General features: G+C 70.0%; 8 protein-coding genes and 1 tRNA gene. 5 read left to right on the top strand and 4 right to left on the bottom strand.

Translation table 11 applies throughout. The annotated features are described in order from the left end of the window. Positions 1 to 7: 7 nt before the first annotated feature. Complete coding sequence (locus COA07_RS08505) at positions 8 to 1,051, top strand: potassium channel family protein (RefSeq protein WP_066709841.1); 1,044 nt, start codon at positions 8 to 10, stop codon at positions 1,049 to 1,051. A gap of 205 nt (positions 1,052 to 1,256) precedes the next feature. Here COA07_RS08505 and COA07_RS08500 read toward each other — a convergent pair whose 3' ends face one another. The 3 genes from COA07_RS08500 to COA07_RS08490 all read right to left on the bottom strand — a co-directional run bounded on the left by COA07_RS08500 (position 1,257) and on the right by COA07_RS08490 (position 2,876). Beyond that, positions 1,257 to 1,568: a hypothetical protein gene (locus COA07_RS08500; RefSeq protein ID WP_066709838.1), complete on the bottom strand. Its 312-nt coding sequence runs from the start codon at positions 1,566 to 1,568 to the stop codon at positions 1,257 to 1,259. Continuing rightward, entirely contained in the window at positions 1,565 to 2,326 is a 762-nt protein-coding gene (locus COA07_RS08495) for a hypothetical protein (RefSeq protein ID WP_157085204.1), read from the bottom strand. The genes COA07_RS08500 and COA07_RS08495 overlap by 4 nt, the downstream gene beginning before the upstream one ends. 474 nt (positions 2,327 to 2,800) lie before the next feature. After that, positions 2,801 to 2,876, bottom strand: a tRNA-Thr gene (locus COA07_RS08490). Positions 2,877 to 3,028: 152 nt separating this feature from the next. Between COA07_RS08490 and COA07_RS08485 the strand changes: the two genes are divergently transcribed. Both COA07_RS08485 and COA07_RS08480 read left to right on the top strand, forming a co-directional pair. Next, positions 3,029 to 4,270, top strand: a complete 1,242-nt coding sequence (locus COA07_RS08485; RefSeq protein WP_096640799.1) for a PAS domain-containing protein — start codon at positions 3,029 to 3,031, stop codon at positions 4,268 to 4,270. A gap of 65 nt (positions 4,271 to 4,335) precedes the next feature. Beyond that, positions 4,336 to 8,964: an NAD-glutamate dehydrogenase gene (locus COA07_RS08480; protein ID WP_066712410.1), complete on the top strand. Its 4,629-nt coding sequence runs from the start codon at positions 4,336 to 4,338 to the stop codon at positions 8,962 to 8,964. 413 nt (positions 8,965 to 9,377) lie between these two features. On the opposite strand, the gene COA07_RS08475 is transcribed toward COA07_RS08480, so the two are convergent. Further along, on the bottom strand, positions 9,378 to 10,472 hold the full coding sequence (locus COA07_RS08475) for a DUF2332 domain-containing protein (RefSeq protein WP_096640797.1): 1,095 nt from the start codon (positions 10,470 to 10,472) through the stop codon (positions 9,378 to 9,380). Between the two features lie 63 nt (positions 10,473 to 10,535). On the opposite strand from COA07_RS08475, the gene hisG reads away from it, so the two are divergent. After that, on the top strand, positions 10,536 to 11,216 hold the full coding sequence (gene hisG, locus COA07_RS08470) for an ATP phosphoribosyltransferase (RefSeq protein ID WP_066709185.1): 681 nt from the start codon (positions 10,536 to 10,538) through the stop codon (positions 11,214 to 11,216). Then, positions 11,213 to 12,508: a histidinol dehydrogenase gene (gene hisD, locus COA07_RS08465; RefSeq protein WP_066709188.1), complete on the top strand. Its 1,296-nt coding sequence runs from the start codon at positions 11,213 to 11,215 to the stop codon at positions 12,506 to 12,508. The genes hisG and hisD overlap by 4 nt, the downstream gene beginning before the upstream one ends. The last annotated feature ends 4 nt before the right edge of the window (positions 12,509 to 12,512 follow it).

Genomic DNA, 12,512 nt, shown 5'->3' with positions numbered 1-12,512 from the left:
GCCGGCGATGCACAGGGACGATCAAACGCCGCACTATCACCTGTACCGGCCCAGCCGCACGCCCGTCTGGCTGGCGCTGTCGTGGCGCGCGCTGCTCGCCTTCGCGCTGATCGGCATCGCGCTCGCGGTCCACTGGTTCGATCGCGATGGCCTGCGCCAGTCGTCGGGCGCGCCGGTCACCTTCGCCGACATCCTGTACTTCACCATGATCACCGTCACGACGGTCGGCTATGGCGACATCGTGCCGGTCACGCAGCAGGCGCGCCTGTTCGACACGTTCGTCGTCACGCCGATCCGGCTGTTCGTGTGGCTGATCTTTCTGGGAACCGCCTATGATTTCCTGCTCAAGAACGTCTGGCAGCGCTGGCGCATGTCGGTGATCCAGCAACAGCTGCGCGACCATGTCGTCATCGCCGGTTTCGGCAACAGCGGATCGGAAGCGGCGAGCGAACTGATCCGCCGCGGTGCGCATCCCGACACGATCGTCGTCATCGACGAGGACTCCGCCGCGCTGCGCCGGGCGGAGGCGCTGGGCGTCGCGGTCATGGAAGGCAACGCCACCCGCGATGCCGCGCTGCAGGCTGTCCGGGTCGGCACGGCCAGTGCGCTGATCGTCGCGGCCGGACGTGACGATACCTCGATCCTGATCGTCCTGACCGCACGCCGGATCGCCCCGGCGCTTCCCGTCAGTGTCGTGATCCGGTCGCAGGACAATGAAGCGATCGCCCGGCAGGCCGGTGCGAATACGGTCATCAACCCGGCCAGCTTCGCCGGACTGCTGCTCGCCGGATCGACCCACGGCGCCCATCTGGCCGACTATATGGCCGATCTGGCTGCCACCGATGGCCGCGTCGCCCTGCGCGAGCGCCCCGTCACCGCCGCGGAGGTGGGCATGGCACTGCGCACGATAACGACCGGTCTCGGCCACCGTATCTATCGCGGCGACGCCATGTTCGGCTTCTGGGAGCGCGAGGCGCAATGCCTCGAGGCCGGCGACGTGATCCTCGAGGTCATCCCCGCGACACCGCCCGGCACGCCGCCTGTCGCATGAATAAGTGACGCGCCGGCGCCCATGGACACGCATCGCCCTCTTTGGGGCTGGTCGTAGCGTTCTCGCTCGAACGCATCCCGCCGGTCACGATAGCAGCCGTGGCGGCGGCGTTCATCATCGCACATCATCGCACCGGGCCGCGCCCCGATCACCGCGTCGTGATGTTGTTCGTTATCCCGGGCGCGCCGGTCCGTGACGCGCCCGCTCAATCCCGTGCGTCGCGCAGTGCCGCCAGTTCAGCTAGCCTGACAGGATCGTCGGCTGCGAGCGCCTCCTCAAGGTAGAAGCTGTAGGCGATATTGCGCACCACCTCCTTCGCCTCGCCGCTGTATTCCTCCGCTATAACGGGAAAGGCATCCACCAGCTCGCGAAGAAATCCCTTATCCATCTCTTCGAGATGGTCAGCGAGAGATTCCGTCATCTTCACGGCAGTGTCGAGATTGAGCTCATCCTCGTCCGTCAAGGTGAGGAACACGACATACTCTGCGATGATATCCGCGACCTGCATAGCAATCATGGCTTCACGACCTTTACGTGGATGTTCGTGATACTCATCTTTTTGAGCAACTTGAGCGCTTTGGCTTTCTGAACAGACGTAGGAACCTCCCACAATCCGATCAGGCGATGTTCTGCCAACACCTGCGACTGCCGCAAGATCTGGGCTCGCGCGCGTGGGCCATCGACCACTTTCCATTTCCGGTCGATCACGTAATCGCCTTGGATGCCGTCGAACTTTACGGGCCGCTTCGAGCCGTCCGCCATCGTTCGCATCAGCGTCGGTGCCTGACCGGCGCGCGCGCCAGGGGCAGCGTCGTTATAGGGTTTCCAGGACCTTTTTGACCTGGTCGTCTCCCTTACCCTGTCGATCTGCGGCGGCTCATAGGTCGGTCGCGGCCTCGCCATGCGAAGTCGGCGCAACGCAGCTGCCTTGGAGAGGGTAGCTCCTGGTGCCGCCGCAAGCGCAATATTGCCGGCGATGGTTCCCGTGGCACGGCCGATATCCCGCGCCGAAGCGCTGGCAACGGCGCTTGCCGCGCGCGAAACCTGGATGCGAGCGGGCGTATCCTCGGCAGCGATGGCGGCATCGATCACGCCTGCGATCCCGCGACCTGCGCCGCGAACCGTGGTCGCTAGGTTCGTCGTCAGCGCGGCGTGTAGGCCCGCCACCGTTCCTTTCCCAACCTCGTAAAGTCCTTCGCCAACGCCACCGACGAATTCGGTGACAGGGTTTCGGTGGTCGCCGGACAGTCCTCCTTCGCCGCGTTCGGGTTGCATGGGGGGCGCAACGGGTCTCGCCGACCTGTGGGCGCCACTCGCCGGTGGTCCGGCACGCGATGTTTTCCGATGCGACCGTGTCCCGGTTCGCGATTTGCCACGGTCCGCTAAAGCGGTCGCGGCAACAGTGCGGTCGGACGTGCGACTGCTCGCCCCGCCAGCCGCGTCGGCCTGGCTGGCGCCGTAATGGCGTCCAGCGCCGACAAAGGTGAACCGACCGTCCGCCGGATCGTGCCATGGATTGAATTTGAGCTCTAGACCGTCAGGATTGACCGCTAGCGGCAGCCTGCCTGTCCGCAGCCACCATGAAAAAGCGCTCGACTTGCTACCACGTGATGTGCCGTTCATGCCGCCCCGCCCACCATTGCAGCGAGAACATTTGAGCAACATTTTCCAACAAGTCAAACGCGAAACGCCATTACCGTCGCGGACGGGTGCCCGGCTTTGCCCTCTAGGGACCTGATGTCACGAGTGTGGTGCCGCTTACAGGACTCGAACCTGTGACCCCATCATTACGAATGATGTGCTCTACCAGCTGAGCTAAAGCGGCCAACGAACTGCCCAGGGGCGTCGTGGAGGGCGCGCTTAACAGGTGATCGGGGGGCTGGCAAGCGCCGTCGGCCTTTACGCCGCGTTTACCACGCAGGGTGCACAGCACGGTCTGGACAGGGCGAACCGACGCCCCACACCGGGACGACGACGATGGACACCGCGCGCGGCTATGACGATCCCCGCCACGACGATGGCGAGCCGACCCATGGCGGGGTGGGCGAACCGGAGCTGGCGATCGGCACCGACGAACGGCGCATGCACGTGCGCGCCTACAACCATTGGGTATCGCTGCTGCGCGACCGCCCCTATCCCGCGATCGCGGACCTGGAGCCGGAGAGCATCGCCGATTTCGGCCCGAACAGCGTGCTGCTCGATTTCAGCGCGGGGCTCGACAATCCCTCGATCCAGTTCATCGGCAAGGCGCTGCGCGACGAATGCGGCGTCGACGGGCCGCTGGCGCGGATCAGCGACGTCCCCGCGCGCTCGCTGCTGTCGCGGCTGACCGACCATTATCTGCAGATCATCGCCAATCGCGCGCCGATCGGGTTCGAGGCGGAGTTCGTCGGCGCGCGCGGGCACACCACCTTGTACCGCGGCATCCTGATGCCCTTTTCCTCCGATGCGGAGACGATCGACTTCATCTACGGCGTGATCAACTGGCGCGAGATGGTTCCGGTCGACGATCAGGCCGCGCTGGATGCCGAACTGGCCGCCGCGGTCGCGGTGCGCGGTCCGCGCCACGATCCGGTGCCCACGCCCTCGCGTGCCTGGGCCGACGGGCCGAGCGCGGGGACGCAGGACGAAGGCGAGGCGACCGATTCGCTCGACGACCGGCTGGCCGCCGCGCGCGACAGCGCCGCCTCCGCACGCGCCGCCGCGACGCGCAGCCACGCCGCGCTGTACCGCGCGCTGGGCCGCGCGCACGATTTCGCGCTGGCCGCCGCGCAGGACGGCGAGCGGCTGGCCGCGATGCTGGAGGATGCCGGGATCAAGGCGCAGCCGCGCGCGCCGATGACCGCGATCGCCAAGCTGGTGTTCGGCGCCGATCACGACAAGACGCGCCTGACCGAGGTGGCGACCGTGCTCGCCTATGCGCAGCGGGTCGGCGTTCCCGAAGGCGGGCTGGCGCGCGTGCTCGAATCGGCCGAGGGCGGGATCAAGGGCATCGTCGCCGACGAACGCGCCGCCCGTCGCCCCGCCCCCGCGCCGCGCAAGACCGCCGCACCGCTGACCGAACGCGCGACGCTCGCCGAGGTCGCGATCGATTGCGGGCTGGAGGATGGCGCCCCCGTGGTGCTGCTGGGCCGCGTCACCGCGGGCGGCATCGCGGTGGTCGGCACGATCGCGGACGATGCGAAGCTGGCCGAACGCGTGCTGCGCCGGCTGGGCTGATGCGCCGTAATTTTGCGTTGCAGCAAGCCTTGAGCCGGTAACGCGGTGGGCGCATAGCCCGCTTCATGGTCGAAAAGTCTCTCAAGATACTGTCGCACGCACTGGCGGAGCGGCTCACCCATCGCGCGCTGCCCGGCGAACTGATCGGCTTCGGCGCGGACCAGCAGGCCGAGGCCGCCGAGTTCCTGGCGCAGACCGCGGCGGAGCGTGCGCCCGGCACCCCCGCGATCGCGCTGGAGGCGCTGCCCGGCGACGGCACGCGGCGGCGGATGCGGCTGGCGATCGTCAACGACGACATGCCCTTCCTGGTCGATTCGGTCGCCGCGGCGATCGGCGACCGCGACATCGCGGTCGATCGCGTCATCCACCCGGTCATCCGCGTCACCCGCGATGCCGCCGGGCGACTGACGGGGATCGAGGACGACGGCGGCGCGCGCGAATCGATGATCTACGTCGAGCTGGAGCGCGTCGACGCCAAGGACCGCCGCGCGCTGACCGAGGAGATCGAGCGGCTGCTGGCCGACGTGCGCGTTGCGGTGGCCGACTGGCGCGCGATGCAGGCGCGGCTGGCCGCCGATGCCGGGATGCTCGACGATACCGGCGGCGATGCGGAGGGGGCCAGCCTGCTGCGCTGGTTCCTGGACCGGCATTTCACGCTGCTGGGCCACGAACGCTGGCATGTCGACGGCCATGCCGATGCCGATGCGCCGCTGGGCATCATGCGCCACGACCATGCGGTGCCGGTCCTGGCCGACCGGTCGCGGCGGCTGGCGATCGACTATTTCGTCGCGGGCAATGCCGCGCCGCTGCTGCTGAAATCCAGCCTGATCTCCCCCGTCCATCGCCGCGTGCCGCTGGATCTGGTGGTGGTGCCGGTGATGACCGGCGGCACAGTCACCGGCCTGTCGATCCACGCCGGCCTGTGGACCTCGGCCGCGCTCAACGCGCCGCCGCGCAGCGTGCCGGTGCTGCGCCAGCGGCTGGCGGCGAGCGAGGAGAAGTTCGGTTTCGACCCCGCCGGCCACACCGGCAAGGCGCTGACCCATGCCATCGCCACGCTGCCGCATGACGTGATGGTCGCGGTCGGCGCCGCGGCGATGGAGGAACTGGCGCTCACCGCGATGAGCCTGGCCGACCGCCCGCGCCCCAAGCTGGTGCTCACCCCCTCCCCGCTCGGGCGGCACCTCTACGCCTTCGTTTGGCTGCCGCGTGACGAGCTGACCACCGCGCGCCGCACCGCCATCGCGCAGATGCTGGCGGAGGCCGCCAACGGCCAGCTGCTCAACTGGGCGACCAGCGTCGACGACGGGCGCATCGCGCTGGTCCGCTACACGATCGACCTGCGCGGCCCCGGCCGCCTGCCCGACGCCACCACGCTCGACGACCAGCTGGAAAAGATGGTGCGCGGCTGGGCGCCCTCGATCGAGGCCGCGCTCGCGGACGAGGTCGGGCCGGCACGCGCCGCCCGCCTGGCGCTGCGCCACGCCGCCGCCTTCCCGGCGCGCTACCGCACCGGCGCCACCGCGGACGAGGCGGCGCGCGACATCGTGTCGATCGCGCAGCTGGAGGGCGATGCCGACCGCGAGGTGCGCTTCACCAGCGGCGGCGACGGGATGCTCCACCTCAAGGTCTATCGCCAGGGCGGCGCGCTCGCGCTGTCCGATGCGGTCCCCGCGCTGGAGCATTTCGGCTTCCGCGTGATCGAGGAGGTGCCGACCTCGCTCAGCGACGAGGAACGCTCCTCGATCCACGATTTCACGCTGGAAACCGCGGCGGACATCCCCGCCGTGCTGTCCGCCGCCGACACGCTGCGCGAGGCGATCGCGCAGGTGCTGGAGGACCGCGCCGAGGACGACCTGTTCAATCGCCTGATGCTGGAGGCGGGGCTGGCCCCGTCGGCGGTGGTGCTGTTCCGCGCCTGGTTCCGCTACCTGCGCCAGGCGGGGATGAGCTACGGCATCGCCAATGTCGTCGACACGCTGGCGCGCAACCCGGCGGTGACGCAGGCGCTGGTCGACCGCTTCACCGCGCGCCACGATCCCGCCAGCACGCTCGACGCCGATGCCGCCGATGCCGCGATCGCCGCCGGGCTGGATGCGATCACCGGGATCGACGACGATCGCATTCTGCGCGCCTTCCGCGCGGTGATCGACGCGACGCTGCGCACCAACGCCTTCACCCCCGCCGCCGCGGAGGCGCTGGCGTTCAAGCTGGACAGCGCGCAGATTCCCGGCCTGCCCGCTCCGCTGCCGTGGCGCGAGATCTGGGTCTATTCGCCCCGGGTAGAAGGTATCCACCTGCGCGCCGGCCCGGTCGCGCGCGGGGGCTTGCGCTGGTCGGATCGCCGCGACGACTTCCGCACCGAGATCCTGGGCCTGATGAAGGCGCAGCGGGTCAAGAACGCCGTCATCGTCCCCACCGGCGCGAAGGGCGGCTTCTATGCCAAGCAGCTGCCCAGCCCGTCGAACCGCGACGCCTGGCTGGCGGAGGGGACGGAGGCGTATCGCATCTTCATCCGTACCCTCCTGTCGATCACCGACAATATCGTCGGCGGTGCGGTGGTGCATCCCGAAGGGGTCGCCATCCATGACGGCGAAGACCCCTATTTCGTCGTCGCCGCGGACAAGGGCACGGCGACCTTCTCCGACGTCGCCAACGCCATCGCGCTGGAACGCGGCTTCTGGCTGGGCGATGCCTTCGCCTCGGGCGGGTCGCAGGGCTATGACCACAAGGCGATGGGCATCACCGCCAAGGGCGCGTGGGTATCGGTGCAGCGCCACTTCGCCGAACGCGGGCTGGACGTGCAGACCCAGCCGATCCGCGTCGTTGGGTGCGGCGACATGTCGGGCGACGTGTTCGGCAACGGGATGCTGCTGTCGAAGGCGATCCGGCTGGTCGCCGCGTTCGACCACCGCCACATCTTCCTCGATCCCACGCCCGATGAAGCGGCCAGCTGGGACGAGCGTGCGCGGCTGTTCGCGCTGCCGCGCTCCAGCTGGCTCGACTACGACCGCTCGCTGATCTCGCCCGGTGGCGGGGTGTTCGCGCGCGACATGAAGTCGATCCCGCTGTCGCCGGAGATCAGGGCCGCGCTCGACATCCAGGCCGATGCGCTGGAACCGACGCAACTGATCGCCGCGATCCTCAAAAGCCCGGTCGACCTCATCTGGTTCGGCGGCATCGGCACCTATGTGAAGGCGGCGGCGGAAAACAACGCCACCGTCGGCGATCCCGCCAACGACCGCCTGCGCGTCGATGCCGAGGATCTGCGCGCGGTCGCCATCGGCGAGGGCGCGAACCTGGGCGTCACCCAGGCCGCGCGCATCGCCTTCGCCGCCGCCGGGGGCCGGATCAACACCGACTTCATCGACAATTCGGCCGGCGTCGATTGTTCGGACAATGAGGTCAACATCAAGATCGCGCTCAACCGCGAGATGATCGAAGGGCGGCTCGCGTTCGAGGATCGCAACGCGCTGCTCGGCAGCATGACCGACGACGTCGCGCATCTGGTGCTGGAGGACAACCGGCTCCAGACGCTCGCGCTGTCGATCGCGGAGCGCGACGGCGCGCAGGGACTGCCCAGCTACGTCCGCCTGATCGAGGTGTTCGAAGATGCCGGCCGGCTCGACCGCCGGGTCGAGGGGCTGGGCAGCAACGTCGACCTGCTGCGTCGCGTCGGCGACGGGCGCGGGCTGACCCGCCCCGAACTGGCGGTGCTGCTGGCGACCGCGAAGCTGGCGTTGCAGGACGAACTGGAACGCTCCCCGCTGGGCAGCGACCCGGCGCTGCTGCCGGACCTGCACGCCGCCTTCCCCACCGCGATGCGCGAACGCTTCGCCAAGGCGATCGACGACCACCGCCTGCGCGGGGAAATCGTCGCGACGAAGCTCGCCAACCGCATCGTCAACCGCATCGGCATCCTCCACCCGTTCGAACTGGCGGAGGAGGAAGGCGCCGCGCTGGCGGATATCGCCGCGATGTTCGTCGTCGTCGAACGCCAGTTCGGCCTTGCCGATTTGTGGCAGGCGATCGAAACCGCCGCGATGCCCGAAAGCGGGCGGCTGGCGCTGTTCGATCAGGTCGCCGTCGCTGTCCGCTCGCACATCGCCGACCTGCTGCGCGCCACCATCTCCGGCACCGCGCCGTCCGACGCGCTGGGCCGCCTGTCGAAGGGGGTCGAACGGCTCGACGCCGCCGCCGACGAACTGCTGATGGACGAAGCGCGCGCGCACAGCCGCCGCATCGCCGACATGCTGGAACAGGCCGGCGCCCCGGCGGACCTGACCGCGCGGGTCGTGCGGCTGTTCCAGCTCGACGGCGCGATCGGGCTGGCGGACCTGGGCCATCGCACCAAGCTGGACGAAACCCGGCTGGCACGCGCCTTCACCCGGCTCGGCCAGGCACTGGGGCTGGACTGGGCGCAGGCTGCGGCGATGCGCATCACCTCCAGCGATCCGTGGGAACGCCTGCTGATCGCCGGGCTGGCGCGCGATTTCCAGCAGCTGCGGCTCGATTTCCTGCATCGCGGCGGGAAGACCGATCCGGAGGAGCTGGTCGCCCGCTGGCTGGCCGCCAATGCCGCGCGCATCGGCCAGTTCCGCGCCGTCATCGACCGCGCCCGCAACGCCGCCGCCCCCAATGCCGCGATGCTGGCCCAGATCGCCGGCCAGGCCCGCGTCCTGCTGGGACGCTGATACGAACGGGGCGGGCGCGCGACGAAAGCGCCCCGCCCCCGCCACCACCCGCCACCCGCCACCCGCCACCCGCCACATACGTCATCCCGGCCGCACACGTCATCCCGGCGAAGGCCGGGATCTCCCGCGGCTCCTGCCCCGCCCCCTCACCAAAAGGCCCCAGCCTGCGCTGGGGCGACGCGCGCGGCCGACCACCCCGCCCGGCCCCCGTCACCCCGGACGCGTTCCGGGGTCCACCGTGCCGCAAGATCAACGCCTTGCGAGGACGCGGCGCAGTGGATGCCGGAACAGGTCCGGCATGACGGATCGGACGTTCGCAGGGTCTCGATCAGGTCCGGGGCGGCAGACCCTATGCGGCCGGCCAGACGAACCTCGCAACGCCCCCGCAAACCTTGCCCCCGGCCCCCGCCACCTCACTCATACGCCCCGCGCCGCATCACATAATCGCGCGTCTCGTACGGCGGGGCCAGTCCCTCCACCCACGCGCCATGCGCATGGGTCAGCGCCACCAGCTGCATCGCCGCGTCCGACGGCCAGCATTGCACGCGCACCTCATGCCGGTGAAGGTCGCGGTTCGGCTCCATCATCACCCACGCCAGCGGCCGCTCGGGCGTCGCGCGGGCGCCCGCGGCCGCCATCGCGGCACGGATGCGTTCGCGCCCGGCGGCGGGCAGATATTGCCACACCACCGAATGCATCAGCACCCGCGTCACCCCGTCCGCCTGCGGCTCGGCCAGTCGCGCCTCGACCCATTCGGGCGCGTCGCCCTGCACCAGGTCGACGCCGCCCCCCCGCACCATCGCGATCGCGGTCGCCAGCCGCGCCTGTCGCTCCGCCGCATCGGCCCAGACATAGGCTTCCAGCCGCTCGGCGGCGCGCGGATCGGCGACGTCGACCGGCGCGATGTCCACGCCGCGCGCGCCGGTGACCTCGACCTGCGCCGCCGGCGGCGGGGGGCCGCGCCACTCGGGGCGGATCGTTAGCGGCGAATCGACCGGCCCCGTCGTCACCCCGCCCAGGTCGAACCGCATCCGCCCGATCAGCAGGTTCAGCCCCGCGCTTGATCCGATCTCGATCACCTCGATGCGCGGGCCGAACCGCGCCGCGACATGCAGCAGCCCGGTCATCAGCCCGGCGGACCGCGCCGCCTCGTTGGTTTGCGGCGGTCCGTCGAGCCATGGCAGCAATTGCGCGTCATATCGCGCCACGATGCGCGCGATCAGCGCGTCCGTCCGCGCCGAATCCAACGCATCGGCGGCGAACAACCGCGCCAGATCGTCGTCGCCACCGCGCCGGAACAGCGCATGGACACCCCCGATCAGCCGCAGAACCACCGCATCGGCCACTGGTTCGCCCGCCCAGTCGAGCACGCGGACGCCCGTTTTCGTCGTCCGGTCCAGCGTTCTACCCAGCGCGCGGCTGATCCGGGCGGTCACCGGCGCGGCCATCGCGTCGCAATATTGCGCCTGCACCTCGAACGCCGCGCGGTTTTCCTGCTCTCCGGCCATGCGTTTCCTCCTCGCTCAACGCATCATTGCGCGCTGTTTCCCCCTTCCGTAAAGCGCCGGACCATGTCCCAGCCGTCGCTTTCGCCCTCCCCCATCGTCATCGCGGTGCCCAAGGGGCGCATCCTGGCGGAGGCGCTGCCGCTGCTCGCCGCCGCCGGCGTCGTTCCGGAACCCGCGTTCGGCGACGAAAAGAGCCGCGCGTTGCGCTTCCGCACGCAGGATCCGGGCATCGAACTGATCCGCGTGCGCGCCTTCGACGTCGCCACCTTCGTCGCGCACGGCGCCGCGCAGCTCGGCATCGTCGGCTCCGACGTGCTCGCCGAATTCGACTATGCGGAACTCTACGCCCCCGTCGATCTCGACATCGGCCATTGCCGGCTGTCGGTGGCGGAACCGGCGGACCTGGCCGCCAGCGACGATCCGCGCGGGTGGAGCCACGTCCGCGTCGCCACCAAATATCCCCATGTGACAGCGGGTTACTTCGCCCGGCGCGGCGTGCAGGCGGAGTGTATCAAGCTCAACGGCGCGATGGAGCTGGCGCCGACGCTGGGGCTGGCGACGCGGATCGTCGATCTGGTGTCGTCGGGCCGCACGCTCCAGGAAAACGGGCTGGTCGAGGTGGAGCGGATCATGGACGTGTCGGCGCGGCTGGTCGTCAACCGCGCCGCGATGAAGACCCGCGCGCACGTCTTCCCGCTGGTGGAGGCATTCCGCGCCGCCGTCGCCGGGGCGCGCGCGGCATGATCCGCCTCGAAACTGCCGACGGCGATTTCGCCACCCGCTTCGACGCGCTGGTCGACGCCCGCCGCGAAACCGCCGTCGACGTCGCCTGCGACGTCGCCACGATCATCCGCGCCGTCCGCGACGACGGCGACGCCGCGCTCCACGCCTTCACGCAGAAGCTCGACCGCCACGACCTGAACGATACCGGCTGGCGCCTCGACGCCGCCGCCTGCGCCGCCGCCTTCGCGGGGCTGGAGCCGGAATTGCGCGCCGCGCTGGAACTCGCCGCGGCGCGCATCCGCACCTATCACGAGAAGCAGCGGCCGGAGGACACCGCCTTCACCGACGCCGCCGGCGTGCGGCTGGGTGCGCGGTGGCGTGCGGTCGATGCGGCGGGGATCTACGTGCCCGGCGGCCGCGCGGCCTATCCCTCCACGTTGCTGATGAACGCGATCCCCGCGCGCGTCGCCGGGGTGGAACGGCTGGTCGTCGTCACGCCGACCCCCGACGGCGTGGTCAACCCGCTGGTGCTGGCGGCGGCGCATCTGGCGCAGGCGGACGAGGTGTGGCGCGTCGGCGGTGCGCAGGCGATCGCCGCGCTCGCTTACGGTACCGAACGGATCGCGCGCGTCGATGTCGTCACCGGCCCCGGCAACGCCTGGGTCGCGGAGGCCAAGCGGCAGGTCTATGGCGTGGTCGGGATCGACATGGTCGCCGGCCCCAGCGAAATCGTCGTGGTGGCGGACGGCGCCAACGACCCGGACTGGATCGCCGCCGACCTGTTGAGCCAGGCCGAGCATGACACGACCACCCAGTCGATCCTGTTCACCGACGACGGCGAGTTCGCGACCCGCGTCGCCGACGCCGTCATGGCGCAGCTGGAAACCCTGCCCACCGCCGCCGTGGCGCGCGTCGCGTGGGAGGATAATGGCGCGATCGTGGTCGTTCCGACGTTGATGGATGCGATGCCGTTGGTCGACCGGCTGGCCCCCGAGCATGTCGAGCTGGCGTGCGACGATCCGCAGGCGCTGTTCGACCGGCTGCGTCATGCCGGATCGGCGTTCCTGGGCCGCCACACGCCTGAGGCGATCGGCGATTACGTCGCCGGGCCGAACCACGTCCTGCCGACCGGGCGGCGCGCGCGGTTCGCCAGCGGGCTTGGTGTCACCGACTTCATGAAGCGCACCAGCTTCCTGCAGCTTGACGAAAGCGCGCTGAGCGAACTCGGCCCCGCGACGATCGCGCTCGCCGAAGCCGAGGGATTGCCGGCACACGCACGCTCGGTCGCGCTGCGCATTCGTATCAATCACTGACGGC

The sequence above is a fragment of the Sphingomonas adhaesiva genome (genome assembly GCF_002374855.1).
Classification (GTDB): Bacteria; Pseudomonadota; Alphaproteobacteria; order Sphingomonadales; family Sphingomonadaceae; genus Sphingomonas; species Sphingomonas adhaesiva.
The sequence above is the reverse complement of the archived record's forward strand: the minus strand, read 5'-3'. Positions and strand labels throughout refer to the sequence as shown.